Origin of the sequence: Colwellia sp. KU-HH00111 (assembly GCF_040362745.1) — a bacterium.
Classification (GTDB): domain Bacteria; phylum Pseudomonadota; class Gammaproteobacteria; order Enterobacterales; family Alteromonadaceae; genus Colwellia.
The window spans coordinates 291,972-315,886 of sequence record NZ_BAABWO010000006.1; the positions used below are offsets into that span (position 1 = coordinate 291,972).

At 37.8% G+C, this 23,915-nt stretch carries 25 protein-coding genes; 7 read left to right on the forward strand and 18 right to left on the reverse strand.

Annotated features, from left to right (window positions below; all coding sequences use genetic code 11):
• Positions 1 to 46: 46 nt before the first annotated feature.
• Complete coding sequence (locus ABXG98_RS13120; RefSeq protein ID WP_353539142.1) at positions 47 to 214, reverse strand: hypothetical protein; 168 nt, start codon at positions 212 to 214, stop codon at positions 47 to 49.
• A 266-nt stretch (positions 215 to 480) separates the two neighbouring features.
• Positions 481 to 1,689, reverse strand: coding sequence for an RDD family protein (locus ABXG98_RS13125; RefSeq protein ID WP_353539143.1), 1,209 nt, complete (start codon positions 1,687 to 1,689; stop codon positions 481 to 483).
• A 227-nt stretch (positions 1,690 to 1,916) separates the two neighbouring features.
• On the opposite strand from ABXG98_RS13125, the gene cysK reads away from it, so the two are divergent.
• Positions 1,917 to 2,912, forward strand: a complete 996-nt coding sequence (cysK, locus tag ABXG98_RS13130; protein WP_353539144.1) for a cysteine synthase A — start codon at positions 1,917 to 1,919, stop codon at positions 2,910 to 2,912.
• A gap of 116 nt (positions 2,913 to 3,028) precedes the next feature.
• Positions 3,029 to 3,463 (forward strand): hypothetical protein, encoded by a 435-nt coding sequence (locus tag ABXG98_RS13135; protein ID WP_353539145.1) that lies wholly within the window; start codon positions 3,029 to 3,031, stop codon positions 3,461 to 3,463.
• 54 nt (positions 3,464 to 3,517) lie between these two features.
• Here the strand turns inward: ABXG98_RS13135 and ABXG98_RS13140 are convergent, their stop codons facing one another.
• The 8 genes from ABXG98_RS13140 to bamJ form a co-directional block, all read right to left on the reverse strand.
• Complete coding sequence (locus ABXG98_RS13140; RefSeq protein WP_353539146.1) at positions 3,518 to 3,712, reverse strand: type II toxin-antitoxin system antitoxin; 195 nt, start codon at positions 3,710 to 3,712, stop codon at positions 3,518 to 3,520.
• 29 nt (positions 3,713 to 3,741) lie between these two features.
• Entirely contained in the window at positions 3,742 to 4,599 is an 858-nt protein-coding gene (locus ABXG98_RS13145) for an SPFH domain-containing protein (RefSeq protein WP_353539147.1), read from the reverse strand.
• A gap of 164 nt (positions 4,600 to 4,763) precedes the next feature.
• On the reverse strand, positions 4,764 to 5,240 hold the full coding sequence (gene greA, locus ABXG98_RS13150) for a transcription elongation factor GreA (protein WP_353539148.1): 477 nt from the start codon (positions 5,238 to 5,240) through the stop codon (positions 4,764 to 4,766).
• Between the two features lie 135 nt (positions 5,241 to 5,375).
• Positions 5,376 to 8,594 (reverse strand): carbamoyl-phosphate synthase large subunit, encoded by a 3,219-nt coding sequence (gene carB, locus ABXG98_RS13155; RefSeq protein ID WP_353539149.1) that lies wholly within the window; start codon positions 8,592 to 8,594, stop codon positions 5,376 to 5,378.
• 37 nt (positions 8,595 to 8,631) lie between these two features.
• Positions 8,632 to 9,804, reverse strand: a complete 1,173-nt coding sequence (gene carA, locus ABXG98_RS13160; protein WP_353539150.1) for a glutamine-hydrolyzing carbamoyl-phosphate synthase small subunit — start codon at positions 9,802 to 9,804, stop codon at positions 8,632 to 8,634.
• 259 nt (positions 9,805 to 10,063) lie between these two features.
• Positions 10,064 to 10,867 carry a 4-hydroxy-tetrahydrodipicolinate reductase gene (gene dapB / locus ABXG98_RS13165; RefSeq protein WP_353539151.1) on the reverse strand — a complete coding sequence of 268 codons (804 nt, stop codon included), beginning with the start codon at positions 10,865 to 10,867 and terminating at the stop codon, positions 10,064 to 10,066.
• 61 nt (positions 10,868 to 10,928) lie between these two features.
• A complete protein-coding gene (locus ABXG98_RS13170; protein WP_353539152.1) occupies positions 10,929 to 11,351 on the reverse strand; it encodes a DUF6841 family protein in 423 nt (140 codons plus the stop codon).
• 64 nt (positions 11,352 to 11,415) lie between these two features.
• A complete protein-coding gene (gene bamJ / locus ABXG98_RS13175) occupies positions 11,416 to 12,039 on the reverse strand; it encodes a BamJ family beta-barrel-assembly machinery protein (protein WP_353539153.1) in 624 nt (207 codons plus the stop codon).
• A 303-nt stretch (positions 12,040 to 12,342) separates the two neighbouring features.
• Between bamJ and ABXG98_RS13180 the strand changes: the two genes are divergently transcribed.
• Positions 12,343 to 13,686 (forward strand): Na+/H+ antiporter NhaC family protein, encoded by a 1,344-nt coding sequence (locus ABXG98_RS13180; protein WP_353539154.1) that lies wholly within the window; start codon positions 12,343 to 12,345, stop codon positions 13,684 to 13,686.
• A 14-nt stretch (positions 13,687 to 13,700) separates the two neighbouring features.
• Here the strand turns inward: ABXG98_RS13180 and ABXG98_RS13185 are convergent, their stop codons facing one another.
• From ABXG98_RS13185 to zipA, 3 genes are all read right to left on the reverse strand, one after another.
• Positions 13,701 to 14,369 (reverse strand): hypothetical protein, encoded by a 669-nt coding sequence (locus ABXG98_RS13185; protein WP_353539155.1) that lies wholly within the window; start codon positions 14,367 to 14,369, stop codon positions 13,701 to 13,703.
• Between the two features lie 11 nt (positions 14,370 to 14,380).
• Positions 14,381 to 16,318, reverse strand: coding sequence for a BRCT domain-containing protein (locus tag ABXG98_RS13190; RefSeq protein ID WP_353539156.1), 1,938 nt, complete (start codon positions 16,316 to 16,318; stop codon positions 14,381 to 14,383).
• A 268-nt stretch (positions 16,319 to 16,586) separates the two neighbouring features.
• The gene (gene zipA, locus ABXG98_RS13195; RefSeq protein ID WP_353539157.1) at positions 16,587 to 17,657 is read right to left on the reverse strand and encodes a cell division protein ZipA; all 1,071 of its coding nucleotides are present in this window, start codon (positions 17,655 to 17,657) and stop codon (positions 16,587 to 16,589) included.
• A gap of 176 nt (positions 17,658 to 17,833) precedes the next feature.
• On the opposite strand from zipA, the gene cysZ reads away from it, so the two are divergent.
• Together cysZ and ABXG98_RS13205 are read left to right on the forward strand one after the other, a co-directional pair.
• Positions 17,834 to 18,604, forward strand: coding sequence for a sulfate transporter CysZ (gene cysZ, locus ABXG98_RS13200; protein WP_353539158.1), 771 nt, complete (start codon positions 17,834 to 17,836; stop codon positions 18,602 to 18,604).
• Between the two features lie 93 nt (positions 18,605 to 18,697).
• Complete coding sequence (locus tag ABXG98_RS13205; RefSeq protein ID WP_353539159.1) at positions 18,698 to 19,057, forward strand: hypothetical protein; 360 nt, start codon at positions 18,698 to 18,700, stop codon at positions 19,055 to 19,057.
• Between the two features lie 65 nt (positions 19,058 to 19,122).
• On the opposite strand, the gene ABXG98_RS13210 is transcribed toward ABXG98_RS13205, so the two are convergent.
• Positions 19,123 to 19,692: a hypothetical protein gene (locus tag ABXG98_RS13210; protein ID WP_353539160.1), complete on the reverse strand. Its 570-nt coding sequence runs from the start codon at positions 19,690 to 19,692 to the stop codon at positions 19,123 to 19,125.
• A gap of 69 nt (positions 19,693 to 19,761) precedes the next feature.
• Here ABXG98_RS13210 and ABXG98_RS13215 point away from each other — a divergent pair, with 69 nt between their 5' ends.
• Both ABXG98_RS13215 and ABXG98_RS13220 read left to right on the forward strand, forming a co-directional pair.
• Entirely contained in the window at positions 19,762 to 20,334 is a 573-nt protein-coding gene (locus ABXG98_RS13215) for a uracil-DNA glycosylase family protein (RefSeq protein WP_353539161.1), read from the forward strand.
• A gap of 115 nt (positions 20,335 to 20,449) precedes the next feature.
• Positions 20,450 to 20,779: a DUF6172 family protein gene (locus ABXG98_RS13220; protein ID WP_353539162.1), complete on the forward strand. Its 330-nt coding sequence runs from the start codon at positions 20,450 to 20,452 to the stop codon at positions 20,777 to 20,779.
• Between the two features lie 287 nt (positions 20,780 to 21,066).
• Here ABXG98_RS13220 and ABXG98_RS13225 read toward each other — a convergent pair whose 3' ends face one another.
• The 4 genes from ABXG98_RS13225 to ABXG98_RS13240 all read right to left on the reverse strand — a co-directional run bounded on the left by ABXG98_RS13225 (position 21,067) and on the right by ABXG98_RS13240 (position 23,676).
• A complete protein-coding gene (locus ABXG98_RS13225) occupies positions 21,067 to 21,225 on the reverse strand; it encodes a hypothetical protein (protein ID WP_353539163.1) in 159 nt (52 codons plus the stop codon).
• A gap of 106 nt (positions 21,226 to 21,331) precedes the next feature.
• The gene (locus ABXG98_RS13230; RefSeq protein WP_353539164.1) at positions 21,332 to 22,042 is read right to left on the reverse strand and encodes a hypothetical protein; all 711 of its coding nucleotides are present in this window, start codon (positions 22,040 to 22,042) and stop codon (positions 21,332 to 21,334) included.
• A 126-nt stretch (positions 22,043 to 22,168) separates the two neighbouring features.
• Positions 22,169 to 22,882, reverse strand: a complete 714-nt coding sequence (gene fadR / locus ABXG98_RS13235; protein ID WP_353539165.1) for a fatty acid metabolism transcriptional regulator FadR — start codon at positions 22,880 to 22,882, stop codon at positions 22,169 to 22,171.
• A gap of 122 nt (positions 22,883 to 23,004) precedes the next feature.
• Positions 23,005 to 23,676: a GNAT family N-acetyltransferase gene (locus tag ABXG98_RS13240; protein WP_353539166.1), complete on the reverse strand. Its 672-nt coding sequence runs from the start codon at positions 23,674 to 23,676 to the stop codon at positions 23,005 to 23,007.
• Between the last annotated feature and the right edge of the window lie 239 nt (positions 23,677 to 23,915).

Consider the following 23,915-nt stretch of genomic DNA (forward strand, 5'->3'; position numbering starts at 1 on the left):
CTGACCTAATGATAAAATTAGGTCAGTTTAGCCACAACTTATGCAATTAATTTTCAGATAACCAACAAAGAAAGCTTTTAAAATCAGATGAACTTGCAAAAGTAACATTGCTTGCGCCATGGGCATGTTTGATCAGCACATGTTTTTTGTTAACAGAAATTGAATGCACTGGATGCATTATCGGGATCTGCTGACCCTTATAGGTAAAAGACATATAAAATTCTCATAAATAGGCGTAAAACCGCCAAATATAAACACAACTTTTTACTGCATGAATCACAAGGTTTACTGTGAAATAAAGCGATAAAATCCAGACAATAAATAAGTAATAAATTCTAAAGATGGCAAACTAGATAAGGAAAGACATAACAATAGGATATCATTTAAGATACTTTAAATTAGTTTGAGGAGGTAATTAACTAATTCAGGCTCGCACTCTACAGTACAAACAAAAAGTATACAAGTCTTTAACGTTTTTTATCAAGATGAATGATGTTTATCCTGCTCATTTGATGATCGAGTTAACCGTGATTTTCGTATATCGATAACCACAGTAGCTGAGATTTTGTCATGGATAGCTTGTCGATTTGCGTCCCAATAAATTTGGATAAAGCCTAATAGACCTGTCGCCAGACCTGCCCCGTATCCGCCATATCGACCAAAACTATCCCAAAATGATAACGGGGTGCCATCTAATTGCAAAACTCTAATGCCTAGCAGTTTTTTCCCTAACGTTTGCCCTTGACCTAAAGCAATAAAAGCGGTGAAGTAAAATGTCGCCCAGCCAAATCCCAAGCCTAAATCCTCAATAATTGCTTTTACCCATTCAATTATTGAGTAAACAGGTTTTTTTACTGTTTGCTGTTCTGGCTGTGGCGTTATACTAGGTACTATTTCATCTTTTGTTAAAGGCAAAGTAGTCACTTGAGTTTGAAAATCCTTTTCTTTTAACATATCAACGGCTAACTGATTTTCAGCAGTAGTTTCCTCTTCAAGACTAGCAAGCTTTTGCTTGTAGCTAGCTTGCATAAACAACAAGAGTTGAGCTTGTTCATCTACAGTTAATGCAATTTCTTGCGCAAGACCTGAAAAGATATTATCAAGTTGGGTTAACGTTATTTTGATATTTCCCTCATAATTCACTAAAGCAACCTGCTCTGCAACAGCGCCTAATTCTGTTTGCCAACAATCAAACTGTTGGCAACTGCTGTCATCAATAGTTTGTTCTGCTGATAGTAACAATGCGGCTAGTAAAACAGACTCTGACAAAGCAAGTGAGTTATCAGCTGTGTTTAAGGAAGCTTCAGTATCTTGCCCATTAAAATATGTCAACAAAGGCGGTAAGGTATCGAGCAAAACAAAAAACACCATAATAGCTGCAATGATTCGAAAGGTTTTACGGCGTTTATGTCCAGTAGTTGTACCTGACTTTTCTGCTCTTTTTTTATTTCCTAGGTAGTAAAATGTGATCGCAATTGCAAGCGCTAAAGCGACACCTGAAATATCGCTTAGTAAAGCAATGAGACTAAAATCTATAATTAAGGCTATGCCGCGTTTAGCAGGAGAAGCAAGCGGTAACCCTAATAGGGATTTATCCAATTTAAAGGCAAACGGTGTGAGGTAATGTTTTGTTTCTTCTTCTGATACTATCACCACATCAGTGCTGGAGATTTCTTCAATACTGTTCAACCGATTAACCCTCTAACTGATGACTATTCAGGCGATATACTACAATATCTACATGATTTAACATAAATAATCGCGTGATTGTTAAACGCACTTATAAAAAGTCATAGAAAAATCATTTGATATTCCATAAAAGTATATAAGTTATAACAAAATATCACTTCTTTTTCTGTGATAAAGCGCTAATCTTAACAAATATACTTAAGTGAAAATAGTCACAGGATCACACCATGTCTAATATATTTGAAGATAATTCTACCTCCATTGGTAACACACCTTTGGTTAAGCTTAATCGCGTAATTGCTACTAAAAACAGTGATGGCACACCAACAGCTACTGTTTATGCCAAAATTGAAGCCCGTAACCCAAGCTTTAGTGTTAAGTGCCGTATTGGTGCAGGTATGGTATGGGACGCTGAAGAAAAAGGCTTACTGGTTGAAGGCAAAGAAATTGTTGAGCCAACCAGTGGTAATACCGGTATTGCGCTTGCTTTTGTTGCAGCAGCCCGTGGTTACGGTATCACCTTAACAATGCCAAGTACTATGAGTTTAGAGCGTCGCAAATTACTTACCGCCTTAGGGGCGAAAGTAGAATTAACAGACGGTGCTAAAGGCATGAATGGCGCAATAGCTAAAGCACAAGAAATTAAAGATTCAGATCCTGATAAATACGTATTATTAGGCCAATTTGAAAATCCAGCGAACCCAGCTATCCACGAAAAAACTACTGGACCTGAAATTTGGCGTGATACCGATGGAAAAATCGACATCTTAGTTTCAGGTGTAGGCACAGGTGGTACAATTACGGGCACCAGCCGTTACTTGAAATTAACCCAAGGAAAAGCAATCACAAGCATTGCAGTTGAGCCAACAAGCTCGCCAGTGATTACACAAAAGCTTGCCGGCGAAGAATTAACACCGGGTCCTCACAAAATTCAAGGTATTGGTGCCGGCTTCATTCCAGGTAACCTTGATTTAGAGATGTTAGATGGCGTTGAACAAGTCACCAATGAAGACTCAATGGAGATGTCGCACCGCCTAATGAAAGAAGAAGGTATTCTTGCCGGTATTTCTTCTGGTGCTGCAGTTGTCGCCGCTAAACGTCTTGCTGAACTTCCTGAAAACTCAGGTAAAATTATAGTAGCTATTCTACCAAGCTCTGCAGAGCGCTATTTATCAAGTGCTTTATTTAGTGATAGCTTTTCAGATAAAGAATTAGTGCAATAAATATTACTTATGTTTTTTGTCTTTAAAAGGTGCTTCGGCACCTTTTTTATTGAAAAACCACTAATATGTACGTTATGCTTAGATTTATACTTACTATTTATTTAAGGCATTAGCCTATGTATAGAATATCATCGTTAGCTTTTGCATTGATTTTTTTACTAAGCGCTTGCGGCAGTGAAACAAAAGAAATTAGTAAAATAGAAAATCCAAAACTTGTCGCGGTTGCTTTCTTCGAAGCAATATACAAAGAAAATAATATAAATAAAGCAGCAGCAGCTTGTTCACCGAAATTATCACGCCTATTATTACATTACAAAACGTCAAAATCTGTGGCGAGGCATATGTTTAATATGTCATTTGAGGAAATCATTGATATTCGTCCTGATGATACTGGTGTAAAAGTCAGGGAGCGCTTTAAGGACAAGGCCGTAGTAACTGTTTATTTAGAAGGCTATTACCAAGGTGGTAAACTTAAAGATGTCAAACGTCTATCATTAATACAAAAAGACAATGAATGGTTAATTGATGAAATATTAAAAGACCCGTTTTAATATTTCATCATCACTCTTTTCTAAGTAATTTGATTGTATAGAGAATAGGAATAATTACTTATTCTCTTTTTCTTCGACAATCGTCACCGTTTTTTGTATCAACTTAACTCGACCTGAGTCAACTAAAGCGTTTCGTAAAACATACTCTATTTGTGCATTAACACTACGTAATTCATCATCTGACCATCGCTGCATTGCCGCTAACACATCAGGGTTTATCCGCAACGGAAAACTTTTTTTAGCTGCCATAACAACTCCTAATAAGGTGTTTTAGGTTTCTAATATAGGCTACCCGTATTAACAACAGGCTGCGTACTTTTATCACTACATAACACCACAAGTAAATTACTCACCATGGTCGCTTTGCGCTCTTCATCTAATTCAACAATCGCTTTTTCTGATAATTGACTCAACGCCATTTCAACCATACCCACAGCACCATCAACAATGAGTCGTCTAGCGGCAATAATTGCAGAGGCTTGCTGTCTTTGTAACATCGCATTGGCAATTTCTGGCGCGTAAGCTAGATGACTAATTCTTGCCTCATGTACTTTAACCCCTGCTTTTTCTAACCTGTCCTGTATTTCAATTTTTAATGCCTCAGAGACTTCCTGAGGGTGACTACGCAATGCAATAGCATCATCTTCATGTTGATCATAAGGGTAGCTAATAGCCATATTACGTAATGCTGATTCACTTTGAATACTGACAAAACTAGCATAATCGTCAACCTCAAATATGGCTTCTGCTGTATCTTCAACAGACCAAACTACCACAGTCGCAATTTCAATAGGGTTACCATGATTATCGTTCACTTTCATTTGATTCGATTCAAAATTTCTAATTCTTAATGAAATAGTTCTACCGATAAAAAACGGAATCGTCCATCGAAGACCGTTTGCCTTAATTGTACCGACATAACGACCGAAGAAGGTCATAACTCTAGCTTGATTTGGTTGCACCATAAAAAAACCTGGAGCAATAAAAACTATACAAGCCAATGGTACAAAAAACCAAAAATTTGGTTGCTCCGCAATAACTTGACTCACAATAAAACTAATAAGCACAGCTATTGCAGCAAACAAGACTAAAAGCATCGTAAATCCATTAATTGAAAAACCTTTATTTTCTTTCATAAGTATTCCTTAAATAACTCTTTAAATGATATCAATGTGATATCATTTAAATATACCTGTATTATTTTACTTGTCAAATTTTTGATATAAAAAAACCTCAAAGTGAGATACTTTGAGGTTTTAAAAAGAGGTACTGCTAATTTTTATCAATAACGCTCAGGTAGTTAGATATGATCAACTGCCATAATTTCATATTCTACTACACCGCCTGGTGTGGCTATTTCAATTTCACTATCCACTGTTTTGCCAATTAACCCTCTGGCAATCGGTGAGTTTATTGAAATTCGACCTAGCTTAATATCAGCTTCATCGTCACCAACAATTTGGTATTTAACGGTTTCTTCAGTATCAATGTTTAACAAGGTTACTGTAACACCAAAAATCACCTTACCTGAGTTAGGTATTTTCGATACATCAATAATTTGCGCATTGCCTAGTTTACCTTCAATGTCTTGAATACGACCTTCACAAAAGCCTTGTTGTTCACGTGCTGCGTGGTATTCTGCATTTTCTTTTAAATCACCATGTTCGCGCGCATCTGCAATAGCAGCAACAATTTCTGGACGTTTTACAGTTTTCAAATTATTTAATTCAGCACGCAAGACTTCTGCGCCATGGACTGTCATTGGATATTGGCTCATAATTCCATCTTATTTTTTAAATTTAATCTATTCTATAAAGAAGTTAATCTTGCACATTAACGTTAGCAACACTCTACTTTAAGTGTATTAAGTGAGTGTCACCAACTAATAATGGCTAGCTGCCTTGTTTGTAAATTAATTACAACGTTTATGTAATTCTTGAATCGAGGTAACTGTATTACGATCATCAGCTGCATGAGCTCGACAAGAGGCAAACGCTGCGTTTAACGTCGTAGTGTATGCTACTTTATAACGTAATGCACCACCTCGTAATACTTTTGAGTCTTCTATGGCTTTGCGACCCTCTGTGGTATTAATAATGTAGTTGTATTCGCTATTTTTAATCCGATCAAGAATATGAGGACGACCTTCATGAACTTTATTGACCAAGCGTACAGGTACATTAGCTTCACCTAGTACAATTGCTGTACCGTGAGTTGCATCTAACTCATAACCTAATGCCACCATTTGCTTGGCTAAATCAACGACACGTTCTTTATCACTATTACGAACAGAAATTAACGCTCTGCCAGATTTTGGCACTGAAACACCAGCACCTAAGTTAGCTTTTGCATAAGCTTCTTCAAACGTATCGCCAACGCCCATAACCTCACCTGTAGAGCGCATTTCTGGGCCAACTAACGGGTCACTACCGTGGAACTTGTTAAATGGAATAACCACTTCTTTAACCGAGAAAAATGGTGGAATAACTTCAGTAGTAACACCTTGCTCTTCAAGTGATTTACCCGCCATAACACGCGCACCAACTTTAGCTAACGGTACGGAAGTCGCTTTTGATACAAATGGAACGGTACGTGCTGCACGTGGGTTTACTTCAATTAAGTACACTTTGTCGTCTTTAACGGCCATTTGAGTATTCATCAAACCAACCACACCTAACTCAAAAGCTAAATCTGTTACTTGCTTACGCATAACATCTTGAACTTCTTGGCTTAAGCTATAGGCAGGTAAAGAACATGCTGAGTCACCTGAATGAACACCTGCTTGCTCAATGTGTTGCATAATACCGCCAACAACCACTTGTTCACCATCACAAATCACGTCAATATCTACTTCAATGGCATCATCAAGGAAGTGATCAAGTAAAACAGGAGAATCGTTAGATACACTAACAGCTTCAGTCATATAACGACGTAAATCATCTAAATCATAAACAATTTCCATCGCACGACCACCTAATACATACGATGGACGTACAACAAGTGGGAAACCAATAGCTTCAGCTTTTGCTAAAGCTTCATCTAATGACGTCACTGTCGCATTTTCAGGTTGTAATAAACCTAAACGGTCAACCGCTTGTTGAAAGCGTTCTCTATCTTCTGCTCTGTCTATTGCATCAGGTGAAGTACCAATAATTGGCACACCAGCGGCTTCTAAAGCGCGTGCTAATTTAAGTGGTGTTTGACCACCGTATTGAACAATAACGCCTTTTGGCTTTTCAATACGAACAATTTCAAGTACATCTTCAAAAGTGATTGATTCAAAATATAATCTATCAGATGTATCATAATCAGTAGAAACAGTTTCAGGGTTACAGTTAACCATGATGGTTTCATAACCGTCTTCACGTAATGCTAACGCGGCGTGTACACAACAGTAATCAAACTCGATACCTTGACCTATTCGGTTAGGGCCACCGCCTAAGATCATGATTTTGTCATTCTCTGTAGGCTGTGCTTCACACTCTTCATCATACGTTGAGTACATATAAGCAGTATCTGAACTAAACTCTGCCGCACAGGTATCTACACGTTTGTAAACCGGGAATATTTCAGCATTATGACGTTTCTTACGAATTTCTGCTTCAGCAACACCAATTAAATCAGCAAGACGCGAATCAGCAAAACCTTTTCGCTTTAACTTACGTAAGTATTCAGGTGTTAATACTTTTAAACCACCTTCGCTAACGTTGGCTTCTTCTAAAACAATATCTTCAATTTGTACTAAGAACCAACGATCAATCTTGGTTAATCTAAAGATATCGTCTACCGTTAAACCTAAACGGAATGCATCTGCTACATACCAAATTCTGTCTGCACCAGCTTCTTGAAGCTCATGCATAATTTCAGTTTTAGCACCGGGTTGAGTTACATCAACTTTAGGATCAAAACCATTTACGCCAACTTCTAAGCCACGTAATGCTTTTTGCATTGACTCTTGTTGGTTACGGCCAATTGCCATAACTTCACCAACAGATTTCATTTGCGTGGTTAATCTGTCTTCACTACCAGCAAACTTTTCAAAGTTAAAACGTGGTATCTTAGTGACAACATAATCGATTGTTGGTTCAAATGAAGCAGGTGTCGCACCGCCTGTAATATCATTTGACAATTCATCTAAGGTATAACCTACCGCAAGTTTTGCAGCAATTTTTGCAATTGGGAAACCTGTTGCTTTTGAAGCAAGCGCTGATGAACGAGATACACGTGGGTTCATCTCAATAATAACCATACGACCAGTATCTGGACAAACGCCAAACTGCACGTTTGAACCACCTGTTTCAACACCAATCTCACGTAATACCGCTAAAGAAGCGTTACGCATGATTTGATATTCTTTATCTGTTAAGGTTTGCGCGGGGGCAACAGTAATAGAGTCACCAGTATGAATACCCATAGGGTCGAAGTTCTCTATTGAACAAATAATGATACAGTTATCATTTTTGTCACGAACCACTTCCATCTCATACTCTTTCCAACCAATTAACGATTCATCAATTAATAGCTCAGAAGTAGGAGAAAGGTCTAAACCACGCGTACAAATCTCTTCATATTCTTCTTGGTTGTATGCAATACCGCCACCCGTCCCACCCATAGTAAAAGATGGACGAATGATACATGGAAAACCAATGCGAGTAGCGGTGTCTTTTGCTTCTTCCATTGAATGAACAATTTCAGCGCGAGGACATTCTAAGCCAATGTTTTTCATTGCTTTATCGAAACGACTTCTGTCTTCTGCTTTATCAATAGCATCAGCCGTTGCACCAATCATTTCAACGTTGAACTCTTTTAATACGCCTTTAGCTTCTAGTTCTAGTGCACAGTTAAGTGCGGTTTGGCCACCCATGGTTGGTAATACCGCACAAGGGCGTTCTTTTTCAATAATTTTACGAACAACTTCCCAATGAATTGGCTCTATGTATGTCGCATCAGCCATATCAGGGTCTGTCATGATAGTTGCAGGGTTAGAGTTAACTAAAATAACCCGATAACCTTCTTCACGAAGCGCTTTACATGCTTGCGCACCGGAATAATCAAACTCACAAGCTTGACCAATTACAATGGGGCCAGCGCCTAAGATCAAGATACTTTTTAAATCAGTTCTTTTTGCCATGTCAATATTCTCTCTTGTTTATCTTGCTAAGGAGCGTTTACGCTTGTTTTGCTTTGTATTCGTTGATCAAATCAATGAAATGATCAAACAACGGGGCTGCATCGTGCGGGCCTGGACTTGCCTCTGGATGCCCTTGAAAACTAAAAGCCGGTTTGTCAGTACGGTGAATACCCTGTAAAGAGTCATCAAATAATGATTTATGCGTCACACGTAAGGTACTAGGTAAGCTAGCTTCCTCCACTGCAAAACCATGGTTTTGAGAGGTAATCATCACAACATCACGGGCAAAATCTTTTACCGGATGGTTAGCACCATGATGACCAAATTTCATTTTGATTGTTTTCGCACCACTAGCTAATCCAAGTAATTGATGTCCTAAACAAATACCAAAAACGGGGATTTCTGTGTTTAGAAATTCTTTGATCGCGCTAATAGCATAGTCGCACGGCTCTGGGTCTCCAGGACCATTTGACAAAAAGATACCATCAGGATTCATTGCCAGTACTTCACTTGCTGGCGTTTGCGCGGGTACCACAGTCAACTGACAACCTCGGTCAACTAACATACGCAAAATATTACTTTTCGCACCAAAATCGTACGCAACCACATGAAAGTCAAAGTTTTCAGGTTTAGAAAAACCTTCTCCCATGGCTTTTCCTAGTGACCAACTACCCGCAGTCCATTGATATTTTTCTTTAGTAGAAACAACCTTCGCTAAATCCATACCTTTAAGACCAGGAAATGTTTTTGCTTGCGCTAAAGCTTTATCTTTTGCAGCTTGTAAGCTTTCATCGCTGTTATCATCGAGTGTTAAAATACAGCCATTTTGTGCGCCTTTTTCTCGTAAAATACGCGTCAATTTACGGGTATCAATATCAGCAATACCTAAAATATTATTGGCGATTAGGTATTCGCTTAAACTTTGCTCATTTCGAAAGTTACTGGCTAATAAAGGTAAATCTCGAATTACTAACCCTTTAGCAACAATCGACGCTGATTCTTTATCTTCACAGTTAGTACCTGTATTACCAATATGAGGGTATGTCAGGGTGATAATTTGTTCTGCATACGAAGGATCGGTAAGAATTTCCTGATAGCCTGTCATTGATGTGTTAAATACCACCTCACCAACAGCTGACCCTGTTGCACCAATAGCAGTGCCTTGAAATACAGTACCGTCTTGTAGTACTAAAATAGCAGATATAGCCAATGTAACCTCCAAAAGAAGAAAAAAATGCAAAAAACAGGTCTTTTAAAACAAGCCAAACCTTACGTTAAAATAACCATCAAATAGCCACAAAATTTGCACATAAAAAATGTCAAAAACTCACCTTTAGCTAAATTTTTGACAAAATCCACTTATTTTACGCTTGTAGCTTTCTCTCGTCTAGTAAAAAATGTAAAAACATATCATTTTATGCAATTAAAAGCATTTTCATGACTAACTGGTCAAAAACAACAGTTATCTATTATTTTAAACCTAAAACATCCTGCATATCGTAATAGCCATTTTCAGCACTGCTTAACCAAAATGCAGCACGCATTGCTCCTAATGCAAAAGTCATACGTGAACTCGCTTTATGCGTAATTTCTAACCGTTCACCTAAATCAGCAAAAAATGCCGTGTGCTCGCCTACAATATCCCCGGCTCTAACGGTAGCAAACCCTATGGTTTCCTTACTCCGCTCTTCAGTAATCCCTTCTCGACCATAAACCGCGCACGCTTTTAAGTCTCGGCCCAAAGTGTCTGCAATAACTTGTCCCATTTTAACGGCAGTGCCTGATGGTGCATCTTTTTTGAATCGATGATGAGCTTCAAAAATTTCTATATCAGTATAGTCGCCAATTGCCTTGGCTGTTATTTCTAGTAACTTAAACAATAAATTAACACCAACACTCGTGTTAGGCGCTAACACAATCGGCATTGTTTCACCTGCGCTTTCGATAACTTTTACTTGTTCATCATTAAAACCTGTTGTACCTATTACCAAGGCTTTATTGTGCGCTTGACACCATTTAATATTATCTAATGTAGTCTCTATAGTAGTGAAATCAATAAAAACATCTGCAGCTGATAATTGTGCTAACTGAGTTGATGTTGAAAGCCCAATGGCTCCAACACCCGCTAATTCACCTAAATCAAAATCTACAAATGAAGAGCTTTCACGAACACTGCCGCCAATAAGTTCAATACTTTCATGTTCATGAGCTGCTTGAATAAGATTACGACCCATGCGACCACTACAGCCTAAAATTGCTACCTTTACTTTCATTTTTTTCTTCTCGTTACACTGGTTATCAATACAATGTCGTTACTAAATTCGCCGACACTACTCAAGCCGTTAAACTAAATTTATGTGCTAACACTATAGCACTTGATAAATCATGAGACACAACACTGATGATTTTCAGTTCATCTTTTATCTGGATTAAATGATATGTAGCACAAAAGTCAGCAAAGACAGCGCCTTGGCTATCAATAAAATCCCACTCAATACTTACCAGCAACACTTCACTAGTAACCCTTGAGTAACTTGCTTTTTTCACGATAATATCGCTGGTTTTAGCTTGCTGTAATTGACTAAAGATATCACCAAAAACTTGCTTACACTGCTGTAATTCGGTTAACAGAATCACTTTATCTGGGGTATGTAATGTACAAGGTAAATGATAGCACGCCGACACTTGGCTTAAATCATAGTGTTTAAAAGCGGTGACATATTGATTGAAGAAGCGGCTAATTTTTTCAGCAGACAAAGTGATTACTCATTTATTTATTATTAAAAAAAAGCCCTCAACTGAGGGCTTTAAAATAACTTAATTAGCTAACGATGCTAATTAACTCAACATCAAATACCAAAGTAGCATAAGGAGGTATTGCACCTTGCGAGCCTTGTTCGCCATAAGCTAAATTGTAGGGAATAGTTAATTTCCACTTACTACCTTCAGTCATCAACTGAAGTGCTTCAGTCCAACCAGCGATCACACCGCCAACAGGGAATTCAGCCGGTTGACCACGCTCTACTGAGCTATCAAATACATCGCCATTAGCAAACGTACCGTGATAGTGAACACGAACAGTACTAGCCGCTGTTGGTTTATCACCTTCACCTGTAGTAACAACTTCGTATTGTAAACCCGACTCAGTAACAGTTACTTCGTCACGTTTGGCATTTTCAGCTAGAAAAGCTTCGCCTTCCGCTGCTTTTTCTTTAGCGATAGCTTGCTCTTGCTCTTGTAACTTTTTAGAAACAACTGAAAAAGCTTCATTTAAATCTTCATCAGATACTTGACTAGCAGCGTTAACTAATGCGTCAGCAATACCTGCTTGAACAGCACTTGTATCAAAGTCTTTAAAAGGATTATTACGTAATTGATCACCAAGTTGACGACCAACACCGTAGCTTACGCGTTGTTCAATTGTTTCAAATTTATTATCAGACATATTTTTCACTTACTTTTTGAAAGAAATAGAGAATTAAAAATCTGCGAGAGTCTATCATAAACCACCACTAGTATGTAGTAGCCTATCCTTGCTATTTAATTATTTTTTCTGATTATTTGTTATAAGTTATAGGTTATCTTCTCAAACTTGCTAAAGAGCGAGAGATTCTGGGTAGGCTTGTTATTATTTTACAATCACCGCTTCACAGCATCATTATTCGCTCAGGCGTCCTGAAACTAGCATCTTGAAGTGGTTTGGGTATAATGCCTTTGCCTAATAACAATAATAGTAAGTTTGATTTTTATGAGTGTTCCTTCAGCAAAAGAGCCTTCAGCCCCAGTTAAAAAGAACATGGTAGCGTTACTGCCTTTTGCTGTTTTTCTTGGCATTTTTCTTGGCACTGGCATTGTGCTTACTCTGCAAGGCAGTGACTTCGCTTTTTATCAACTCCCTGCAAGTATAGCTATAATACCTGCTATCTTTGTCGCTATTTATTTAGGAAAGCGATTAGAAAAACACTCAATTGATAACCAAATTGCCCGGTTTATTCGTGGTGCTGGCCACGCTAATATTATGACCATGTGTATTATCTATTTGCTCGCAGGAGCTTTTGCTACCGTTGCCAAAGCCACTGGTAGTGTTGATGCCAGTGTACAACTTGGTTTAGCTATTTTTCCTGCTTATTTGTTACTCCCGGGGTTATTTTTAGTTGCCGCTTTCCTTTCTACCGCTATGGGGACGTCTATGGGTACTATTGCTGCAATTGCGCCCATTGCCTTAGGCTTTATTGAGTCTGCTGGTTTAGATCCAGCCGTTATTGCCGGTTGTTTAATTTCTGGTGCTATTTTTGGTGACAACCTATCCATCATTTCTGACACCACCATAGCGGCTACACGCAGTCAGGGGGCGCATATGAGAGATAAATTTAGAGTTAACTTTAAGTTTGCTGTACCCGCTGCCATTATTTGTTTACTTATTTTTTCCTCTATAGGACAAAGTATTGATTATGAAATGACGAGCGATGCCGCTTTAATTGGTCTTATTCCTTACATAGTAATCTTAGTGTTAGCATTGTCAGGAGTGAATGTTTTTGTTGTTCTGTCTTTAGGTATAGTCCTTGCTGCGGCCATTGGCATGCTTACCAATGACTATCAATTATCAACATGGATCAACGACATCAATGCAGGTTTTGCTAGCATGCAAGATATCTTCATTTTATCGCTATTTATTGGTGGTTTAAGTGAGCTAATCCGTCACCAAGGGGGCTTACTGGCCTTAACACTTGCAATTAAGTCAATCGCCAGTAAATTAAGTCCAAACAACCCTAAACGCTCTGCTGGATTTGGTATCGCGGGCCTCACTTTTTGCTGCAACTTTTTTACCGCCAATAATACTGTATCTATTATCATTACTGGCGAAACCGCTAAAGAATTAGCCGATGATGGTCAATTATCACCAGCACAATCTGCTAGCTTGTTAGATATCTTTGCTTGCATTAACCAAGGGCTGCTGCCTTATGGTGCTCAGGCGTTGCTGCTTGGAGCAACCTTAGGTATCTCGCCACTTGCCGTTATTTCTCACGCCTTTTACCCTATGATTTTATTTTTTGCCGCTGGCTTTGCTTTTTGGCGTATCACTAAGTCTTAGGTTTGAATAAGGGATTAGTTTCTGTCGATCAAAGTACTGAGGTCTTTTTTTACCCCGTAAATATCCGTGGGATTAAAGCCTAAAGTCACATGAAAGTCTTTTGGCGGTAGTAAAAATCCTTGCCGTAACAATTGTCCTTCATTACTTTGTGCGACAACAAAAAAAGTGCTTTTATTGTCTTGCTCAACCTTCGCTAAGCCCAATAAAGTCACAGTTAAATGAGTGGTTGCTTGCTTGTCTTTACCTGCCCCCAATAATTTTTCCACTAAGGCGGTATCTGCTAACTGATACTCTTTAGGGCTCAGTAAAGTCATATGAAAAGAATGATGATCTCGCGCCGCTTGATGGCTTCGAAAGACTTGATATTCAGATTTCAAGATACCTTTTAACTGCGTTAAGTAGCTTAATAATTGAGCTCTACTTATGATTGCGCCCAAGTACACCTGCCCTTGATTATCAGACAGTTTGCTTATCTGCAAATCTAGTGTTTTTGTTGTTCCACTATTGGACCGCTGATCCAACATATTTAATGCCTTTGCCTGTTGCACCGTTATTTTGGGGTGACCTAAAGTTGACTGTGCCATTGTGTGGGTCGAGAGTAAAGAAGCCCCAATAACTAAACCGATTAAACGGGTCTTAATAACCCATAATTTCAACTTAAGCTTAATGGTGTGATATTGCATTATTATGATCCTTAGCCAATTAAATCCAGGTACTCTTGCTCTGTAAGCACCTGAACACCTTTATCTTTAGCCGCATTAATTTTAGTTTCACCCACTTTTTCACCTGTAACAAGATACGTTGTTTTACCAGTAACTGATTTAGCGACTTTAGCTCCTAAAGATTTGGCCTGCTTTTCCATATCTCCTCTAGCACCCTGTTGCATTGAGCCAGTAAATACTATCACTGCCCCGGCTATTTCAGACGCTTTATTATTTTGTTCAGATGCTTTTGGGGTTTGCGCTAAATTAAAACCGAGCTCATAAACCTTAAAAAATTCTGTTTTGATATTCGCTAACCCTTCAACAATGGCTTCAGCACTAAGTTGTGCAAAACCATCAATTTTTACCATGTCTTCAGCGGATAATTCGAACAATTGAGTTATTTCATGATGTTGAAGCAGTTTTTCACAATTCCCCCCACCTAATCGACTCACGCCAAAGGCAGACAAGAAACGCCAATCCTCCACTTCAACTTCTCGACTAGCTTTTAATTGATCAAATAAGTTTTGTGAGGTTTTATCACCAAAACCATAGCCTTTAAAATTATGTACTTTTTTTGCATATATTTCATGGATATGTTTGACGCCATAATTGCTTAATTTTTCAATAACTTTAGGCCCAAACCCATCATTGTTTCCGAGAGTTTTAAAGAAATGTACCAGTGTATTTTCAGTTTGCGCTGGGCAATCACTTTTATTCGGACAAATTAAATGATCGGACTCCCACAGCAAATGTGACTTACAACTTGGACACTCACTCGGAATTTGCGGCTCTGCTTTTTTAATTACTTGTTCAATCTTAGGAATAACTAAACCACTTCGAACAATTTGCACTATTGCTCCTGGTCCTACGCCGTTGGTTTTAACCATGTTGTAATGGTGTACTGTCACTCTGCTAATGGTCGCGCCACTGAGCTTAGTCGGTATTAATTCAGCTACGGGGGAAATGCGTCCAGTTCTTGAGGTTTGAGGAATAACATTAACGACTTCAACTTGTGCTGAATCTTCATTGACTTTAAACGCAATTTGCCATCTATGGTTACGCCTAGTCGCCCCCATATGTGCTTTAATTTCAGGGTGAGTCGCTTCTAAAATTACGCCATCTATATCAAAGTCTACTGCTTTCCACATGGCTTCGACAATTGTGTCAAAGTTATCAATAATTGTTTTGAAGTGGTCTGTTGTATTTTTAAGCAAAGCAAAAGGATAAAAAACACAAGCGCCTTCGTCTATGGCTTTTTGTACATTTTCATCCATTTTCTTTTCGGCAATTATTGCTGCTTGGATATTTCTCGAATTTTCGAAAATATCACTTAACACCTGATCGAAATAGCTTTTTTTAATCACAATTTCACCAGGCCCTAAGCCTCGACGACCATTTTCAGCAATTTTCAACCCACGTTCAATCGCTCTAGTAATGTCTTGTCCTCGGTAGCCATCCCCACGGGTATAAAGTTTTGTGCCATCATCGTAGGCCGCATAACCATCTAATTTGGGCGTTACCCGTAGTTCAATTTCATCTTCAGATACATTTATTTCGTCCGCGGCTTTTAAAATTCGCTTAAGCCATTTTTCAATATCTGCAACCGTATAAGCCTTCTCTGTTGAAAGCATCCTTTGGGGTAATTCAACGGTTTTAGCTTCAGCCAACACCTCAGGTTCAACTTGATTGAGGAAAGGATGAAGATGATTTAATTCTCTTAACATTGAGGTATATAAATCATATTGCTGATCTGTTAAAACCGGCGTACCAGCTCGATAAAGTGCATTTGATGCCTGCAAAAGCTGTACTAACTCTTGAGAGGTTAATTCAGATTTTTCAAATAGCGCACTTATATGTTTCGGGTTAAGGTTGCTATCAAAAGTCTTCAGAATAGCTAATTGCTCATCATTGAAATGAGTTGTGATCATGGTATGGTTCCTTAGTCAGGTCAAACCCTGCGTTGGACTCAAGTCCAACCTGCATAGAAGGGGATCTTTTGCTTTTAGCCAAACAGATGTCTGACCTAAATAGCGTTATGATTATTACGTTATGATTATTGCGTTATGAAAATGTTTAACGCCGAGGCTTTCGACCCAATTAAATTTGAGCTAATCAGCCGCTAACGACAGGGTTTATTTTAAACAAACAATTGCTTCACCCGAATATCCAATTGACAATGTATTAACAACCTAACCATTACTCGACACTAGCTAGGCGATGTTGTCGGTCAAACTCACGTATTTTACTTACGTAATGTTGCTCTGTTTGTTTAGTCATGACATTACGTTTATCATCAAGTAACTGAGCATTAAACTCTTGCGCTAACTGTTTTGCTGCGGCTAACATTTGTTCAAATGCCGCGAACGGATCACCTGCATTGGGTAGTGTCATAAACAAGCTTACCCCTTGTGTTGCAAACGTTTCCATTGAATCCAAATCAAATGAACCCGGATTAAGCATATTAGCTAAACTAAAAGTAACCCCACCATTACCTGCATTGTCTTGATGACGGTGAAAAATATTCATCTCTCCATACTTCATACCTAAAGTGAGTAAGGTTGGCAGTAATGCCGCACCAGACATTTGATGATTAGCTGGCATAACAACACTCAAAATAATGACTTGAGTTTCTAACGCTCCAGTGGCAGGTTTTTCTACACTAATATCAGCATCTATGTTTGGCGTTTTTTCATCATCAAGGGATAAACCATCACCAAAATTAATTTCCATTTGGTTACGTTTTACCTCTGCTTTAGTCGGTGTTTTTTTAGTGGTACTTTTTTTCACCTTAGCCGCCGGTTTCGCTTGAGTCACAGGTTGTTGATATAAAGGCGGCTCTAAAGTGATTTCTTCTTTTACCGGTTGAGCACTACTTTCAGTTTCTTCTGGGAAAGCTTGAGGCTCTGACAACTCAAAGGCTACTTCATGCTCATGCATTTGCTCTTTTGTGTCTAATTCGTCATACAACTGTTGACTTTGCCCTGTTTCAAGGTGGCTAATTTCTTCAAGGCTAATATGCTGCTCAAAATCTTTTTCACTTTCAACTTGAGGCTCATTGACTTGTTTTAATACTTTTACTTGACCAACACCATCTTGATCAAAGCCACTACCATCGAAGCTTCTATCTATTGGTTTGACCTTTTCCTTGCTAGTTTTCAGTTTATACGGATTTTTTTGCTTTCTAATCGTCCACAAACCATGGATAAAAATAGCCGCTATGACTACACCACTAAGAATAATTAATGCGTTTCTTAAATTACCTTCCATTGTTATGCCTGTTTTATAATGCTTTACTGAGAGAAACTAAAATTTTTATTATTATATAAAAAATGTCATTTAAACTCTAACAGAAATGATGGTATTTTGTAACAAGTTAGTGCTGTTATTACACTAAAGCTGGGTTTATAATCTATCTATTAATATCAACGAGTTACTACTTTTACATGCAAGATTCATCCAAAGACAATTTTTCCTCATCAAACCAAGCTATAGCGCAAACTGGCTTTGGTTATTTATTTAAAGGCTTTGAGCTTATTCGTTTAAAAGGTATTAGACGTTTTGTTTTAATTCCGTTGCTTATCAATTTGATCTTTTTCAGTGTTGCTTTTTATTTTATGTTTCTTGAACTTGAACACTACATTAACAAGCTGATGCAATGGTTACCAAGTTGGTTGTACTGGTTGAGTAATATACTTTGGCCTTTGGCGGTGATAACCATATTAATACTATTTTCTTTCATCTTTAGCACCGCAGCAAACTGGCTCGCGGCTCCTTTTAATGGTTTACTTGCTGAAAAGGTTGAAAATATTTTACTGGGTAGATCAGCCCCAAGTGGTAGCGTGCTTGATATTATTAAAGATATTCCTAGAACCTTAGGCCGTGAATGGACCAAGTTGGCTTACTATATTCCCCGAGCCATTGGTTTTTTTATTCTGATGCTAATGCTACCGGTAATTGGGCAAATCATTTGGTTTTTATTCGTCTCTTGGATGATGGCTGTACAATATAAAGATTATCCGTTCGATAATCACAAAGTACCTTTTAGGGTGATGAAACAAGCGTTAAAACAGCGCCAAGGATTAAGTTACAGTTTTGGTGTGGGTGTCGCTATGTTTTCCATGATTCCTATTATTAACCTTATTATTATGCCTGTTGCTATCTGTGGTGCAACTGCGCTTTGGGTCGATCATTATCGTGATGAACTTGTGTCATAATTTATTATTTCAACAAAGATCGCACTCTTTGTTAAAATAATATATATTTGGAATGACTTGCTTAGCTTAAAAATGATTATGGATATCAATAAAATGACTTTAAAAGTAACCGGTAAATTTTCTCTAATAGCTAGTGCGCTATTATTTAGCTTCAACGCCACCTCAGTAGCACAAGATAACGCTACTGTGAATATTCCCCAAGTTGAGCACGCACAGGTTTTTGCCAACTTTACCGACGGCATGCCTGCTGTATTAAATTATTTTACCTTAGCGACAACAGAGCAAATCATTGAGTTCTATCAACAACATTATGGTGAACCCGTGTCTCAAGAAAGCAAGCGAGGACGTTTAACCTTAACTTATCTTCAACAACAGCAAGCAGTTAGAGTGGTTATCTCGCAGCAAAACCTCAAACGCCAGGTTGATGTGATTGTAGAAAAATCGGGACAGTAATCTGGCGAAGTAAGGTCAAAGCAGTAATTCTTACACTGAGACCCAACAACGCTTAACAATAACGACTATTGTTCATCATCTAACATGGACATAATCCACTGTGCATTTTCACTGATGAACTCTCTATCAGCATCAGTGGTATTTTTCATGGCTGACTTCATATTTTTCATGTTTTTTTCCATGTCATCTAGCTGTGCTTGCATCTCAGAAATCATAGTGTTTGGTGCATTATTAGCTTTCATCTGCTCAATACTTTGTTTGAGCCTCTGTGTCATTGAATCTATATTCATCCCTGAAGGCATTTGTTGCATTTGATGAGCCATCATACCGCCCATAATTCGTGTTGCAATATTATAATATTGTTCAATATCACTAAAATTAGCACTGGCTAAGATCGATTTTATTTTAGGGTAAGCTTTAGAATTTTTTAGTTGGGCAATGATTTTATTAGGTTGTGACATATCAAAATCATCAGATAGTGACGTGAGATCTGGGTATTGATGCTCTAAAGCTTGCCATTGTTGTGATACTTGTTGAAATGATGTAATTAACTCTTTTGTTAATACCGATTGAGCCTGACTCTGAGTTGAGCATGCTAAAAGTAGTACTAAAATAACAGCCATTGTCTTATTCATTGATAGATCCTATTAAGTTATAAAATAAGCTATAATTTAATAGAACGACCCTCAAAGCGCCATCACTTTATGCTAAACCTTTATAAAAAGATTCAACAATGTACGTTATGCCAACAAACCTTACCCTTAAGTCCTAAGCCTATTTTACAAATAAGTGAAAACAGTAAAATACTTATCGCCGGACAAGCTCCAGGAATTAAGGCGCACAATGCAGCTAAGGCATTTACTGATCAAAGTGGTGAACGCTTACGACGTTGGTTAGGCGTAGATGTCCATCAATTTTATCAACCAGATAACTTTGCTATTCTACCTATGGGGTTTTGCTATCCAGGCAAGGGTAAGTCGGGTGATTCAGCGCCATTACCACAATGTGCGCAAACATGGCGAAAACCATTAATGGCTAGTTTGAAGCAAGTAGGATTAACAATTATTTTGGGAAAGTATGCGGCAAATTGGCACTTGCAATCAACCGCCTCGATATCAGCGTTAGCACAGCAATGGCAATATTTACTCAAACATGATCAAATAGTGCTGCCCCACCCGAGTCCTAGAAACAATGCCTGGTTACAACGCAATCCTTGGTTTGAACAAGAAGTTATCCCTAATTTACAAGATAAAGTTAAAAGCTTATTAGCAGTATGATAAACTCTGCCCAATTCACGGTTAACTTGCTTTTATTAATCCGCATTAAAGCATTAGCCGTTAAGCACTATGTTATATATAGACCACTTATTTGCAACCCTATGTAAGGTTCCCCATGAAAAAAGTATTTTCATTAACACACGAAAAAATTAAAACCCCTCGATTGGTTGACTCTATCAAGCACGAATTAAAGAAATACCTCAAAAGAGAACGCAATAAAGCATTGCCTGATGGTGCCGATTTTTGGGATTTTGATTGTAAATATGGTGCGACTGCACAAACGGCTGATATTATTCATTATTCAACCTTAAATAAAAGCGTTGATGATGCCCTAGAACGCGAGCTAACTAGCTTTTATATAGAGATCATTGCAAAGCCAGGTTACCGCTCAAATAAGCCTATTATTGATGACGAAGCTGAAGCTGAAACTGAAACTGAAGATTAATAACAACAGCCTTTACACCACCAGTCTATTAATCATTTATTGGTATGCAAACATTTACCCATACCAACAAATGAATTCAGTTATCAATAAACTTGTTCGCAACTCCCTGTTATAAGCTTTGTACAATTAACACCTAGCTGAGGTAAATTATATTTGCCTCATCGCGCTAATTTTTTCGAAAAAAGATTGCTTGTAAAACCTTGCTTACCAGACTTGAAAAGTCCAGATAGAATAAGAGCTAGGTACAAAAGGCTTATTTATTCAAAAGGCTTAGTTGTTCAAAAGATTTAATTAGATTCTTCTGGTTTTCTTGGTTTTTTCTTAGGGATAAAATATTCACAAGCATCTCTTGTTGCTGTAGTTGGTTGCTCCCAAGCCCCACAAATATCTTTCTGATTATCAGGGGTCCGAGTAAATTGTTGACATTTTCCACAACGATTAGTCACTATTTTCTCACTTATTTTGTTATTTGGATTACTTTATTCCTGTTGCCACTTAATGTTAGTTACCGTCACTGACGATAACTTGTGTTAAAAATAACTAATAATGCTATCAATAGTTGCCTGTTTTTTTAGGCACCAGTGAAGATATATTTAAAAACACATAGCTCACAACAATTGGAAAACTCAGGATAAACAAATATTTGATATAAAGTAACGGAATCAGAGTAGCGGCCGCTAAGGCTAATGCGGCAAAAGAAAACTGAACTTTATGTTGCTTAGCAATAGCAAAGGCTGAGACAAAATTTTTGATAACTCCATTATTATCTATGCGAGCAATTAAACACGGCATAACGCCCAACACTAATGAAAGTAGTGAAAATAACCAACCTAAAAACAAATTGAACCAAAAAAACTCACTGCTAAAGTCAGTATTATTTTCACGGTGGATATTAAATGCTTTTGCCAGAAATGAGTCTTGATCTACATAAATACTATAAACCGCGATAGCATCTGTCATCCAAATAATAAAAAACAAGCCCTGCACTAATGAGACCAAGCCCACATTTTTGATTAGCACTTTGAAATAAGACTGGGGTTGCTGCACCTTATCAACAAATACTAAGGGGTGAAGCACCAACACAACTAAAGGGGTAAACAGAATAAAGCCAGCACAAAAGGAAATATAGATAGCATTCATCTGATAATAATCAAGATAAAAACCAATAACTTGTGATATTGAAAATATCACAAGTGTTGCTAACAACAGTAAACCATAACAGCTACTTTTCACGACTAAACCAGCGAGAGGGGGATTATTCACAGAGGATATACAACCTTAATATAGCAATCACATTAAACAGATAGTTAAATATACCAGTTTAATGTGATTGCTATGTTGATTTATATTAACAATCAACACAGAGTTCTGAGGTTGCCGCCAGAAAGGCTAGTCTTCAATCAGCTCTTTTAATACATCTTCTTTAAGATCTACCCAAAGCTTTCCTGATTCCACACCATATTTACGCACAGCAAGAACAGATTCATCAAAACGGTTTTCTTTGGCAAGCTCAATAAGTTTTTGATAGTAAATTCTAGAAATTTCGCGTCCTGTGGGGTGAGAAAAATATAAATTACCTATTCGCGAATACAAGCCGCGGAAACCATTTAAAATGAGTAAGTAAATAGAGTTTCCAGAAGCAACCACTAGTTCTTTATTTAGTCGGTAGTCAAATTCAGCAAAGGCTTCCCCTGTATCTTCAATACTCTCATAGGCACTTAATAGTTCAATCGCTTTAGCTGGATTGTTTTTAAGAGCACCACGCACATAAATTGCGCTGATATTAGTGCGTGCTGACAACAGGTTATCAACCAGATCAGGAATACCGTCTTGGTCAAGTTGTGCCAAAGTCTCTAAAATATTTAATCCTGATGTTTCCCAGAAATTATTCACTTTAGTTGGCTTACCATGTTTGATCGTTAACCAACCATCGCGAGCTAAACGTTGAAGAACTTCTCTTAGTGTAGTTCTGGTTACACCGATCAGCTCAGATAATTCTCGCTCTGCTGGCAAAATTGAACCTGGTGGAAAGCCACCATTCCAAATTGATTCAACAATATATTGCTCGGCAAATCCCGCAGGGCTATGAGCTTTTATAACCATATTAGTTTAACTACCTAAAAACAAATTAATTGAAACTGATTGTACCAGAAGTTTTATTTGGCACAAGTGTAATCCAAGCTGAGCTAGCTAAGATATAGCCTAATATCACTGTAACTAAACCATTATTCAACATTAGCTGGTATTGATTTAGTTGGCTTTTCTCGGTAATAAACCATTAATGCGCCCGAAACTTTGCCAACAGTCACATCTTTGATGAACTGGTAATTAGCTTCTTCAAAAAATGTTCTAAATTTGCCAGAAGTAGCATAAACAGCGACCCCTTCACTGCCTTTATGTGTTTCTAGCACTGTGTTAACCGCTGCCATTAAATAATGACCAAAACCATGATGCTGATGCAAAGGGTGAACTGCGATAAATGAAAGCATATGAAAAGTTTTTAACGGCACCGCCGACATTACTTTTTTCTCTTTTTCTATCATATGTTTGGTACTAAAATACCCTGCTGATAGCAACATTTTTAAACGCCAATGCCAGAGTCTATTACTACTTACTCGCTCATCGGGGCTATTTAAACAAGCGACTCCCACCATAGACTCACCTAGGTATAAACCAACCATAGGCTGCTCTGCTTGCCAAAAAGCGTTTAACTCTTCTCTAATTGAGGCTCTCAACCGTTGCTCATAACCGGCCTTATCGCCATTAAATATATCTAAAAATACAGGATCATCATGATACGCTTGAAAAAGTAATGATGCGGTTAGAGTTAATTCTTCCGCACTAAGATAGGTTGCTCTTATTTCAGGCTCTCTTAGTTGTGAAACGGTATTTTCCATAGGTAACCTCATGGTTTTTTATTGTTATTTTCTTCACCATACCAGCTTTACAAAAAAAAGGTAAATGAAATTAATTCTTAATATTAATAGCGTTTATGCATAAGAACTCAAATATATAATTTCAACTGTTTAATAAAACAAACATAAAACACACATAACAAGCAAAAACAGAGCGCGTTTAACATAAAAAAGGTTGGTGCATGTAATTGCACCAACCTTTATATATTTCAGTCGCTAAT

What these genes read in the sequence shown, in the direction of transcription:
- ABXG98_RS13120 (WP_353539142.1), bottom strand. Translation starts at nt 214, where the DNA reads ATGTCTTTTACCTATAAGGGTCAGCAGATCCCGATAATGCATCCAGTG.
- cysK (WP_353539144.1), top strand. Translation starts at nt 1,917, where the DNA reads ATGTCTAATATATTTGAAGATAATTCTACCTCCATTGGTAACACACCT.
- ABXG98_RS13135 (WP_353539145.1), top strand. Translation starts at nt 3,029, where the DNA reads ATGTATAGAATATCATCGTTAGCTTTTGCATTGATTTTTTTACTAAGC.
- ABXG98_RS13140 (WP_353539146.1), bottom strand. Translation starts at nt 3,712, where the DNA reads ATGGCAGCTAAAAAAAGTTTTCCGTTGCGGATAAACCCTGATGTGTTA.
- ABXG98_RS13145 (WP_353539147.1), bottom strand. Translation starts at nt 4,599, where the DNA reads ATGAAAGAAAATAAAGGTTTTTCAATTAATGGATTTACGATGCTTTTA.
- greA (WP_353539148.1), bottom strand. Translation starts at nt 5,240, where the DNA reads ATGAGCCAATATCCAATGACAGTCCATGGCGCAGAAGTCTTGCGTGCT.
- carB (WP_353539149.1), bottom strand. Translation starts at nt 8,594, where the DNA reads ATGGCAAAAAGAACTGATTTAAAAAGTATCTTGATCTTAGGCGCTGGC.
- dapB (WP_353539151.1), bottom strand. Translation starts at nt 10,867, where the DNA reads ATGAAAGTAAAGGTAGCAATTTTAGGCTGTAGTGGTCGCATGGGTCGT.
- bamJ (WP_353539153.1), bottom strand. Translation starts at nt 12,039, where the DNA reads ATGTCTGATAATAAATTTGAAACAATTGAACAACGCGTAAGCTACGGT.
- ABXG98_RS13180 (WP_353539154.1), top strand. Translation starts at nt 12,343, where the DNA reads ATGAGTGTTCCTTCAGCAAAAGAGCCTTCAGCCCCAGTTAAAAAGAAC.
- ABXG98_RS13185 (WP_353539155.1), bottom strand. Translation starts at nt 14,369, where the DNA reads ATGCAATATCACACCATTAAGCTTAAGTTGAAATTATGGGTTATTAAG.
- ABXG98_RS13190 (WP_353539156.1), bottom strand. Translation starts at nt 16,318, where the DNA reads ATGATCACAACTCATTTCAATGATGAGCAATTAGCTATTCTGAAGACT.
- zipA (WP_353539157.1), bottom strand. Translation starts at nt 17,657, where the DNA reads ATGGAAGGTAATTTAAGAAACGCATTAATTATTCTTAGTGGTGTAGTC.
- cysZ (WP_353539158.1), top strand. Translation starts at nt 17,834, where the DNA reads ATGCAAGATTCATCCAAAGACAATTTTTCCTCATCAAACCAAGCTATA.
- ABXG98_RS13205 (WP_353539159.1), top strand. Translation starts at nt 18,698, where the DNA reads ATGACTTTAAAAGTAACCGGTAAATTTTCTCTAATAGCTAGTGCGCTA.
- ABXG98_RS13210 (WP_353539160.1), bottom strand. Translation starts at nt 19,692, where the DNA reads ATGAATAAGACAATGGCTGTTATTTTAGTACTACTTTTAGCATGCTCA.
- ABXG98_RS13215 (WP_353539161.1), top strand. Translation starts at nt 19,762, where the DNA reads ATGCTAAACCTTTATAAAAAGATTCAACAATGTACGTTATGCCAACAA.
- ABXG98_RS13220 (WP_353539162.1), top strand. Translation starts at nt 20,450, where the DNA reads ATGAAAAAAGTATTTTCATTAACACACGAAAAAATTAAAACCCCTCGA.
- fadR (WP_353539165.1), bottom strand. Translation starts at nt 22,882, where the DNA reads ATGGTTATAAAAGCTCATAGCCCTGCGGGATTTGCCGAGCAATATATT.
- ABXG98_RS13240 (WP_353539166.1), bottom strand. Translation starts at nt 23,676, where the DNA reads ATGGAAAATACCGTTTCACAACTAAGAGAGCCTGAAATAAGAGCAACC.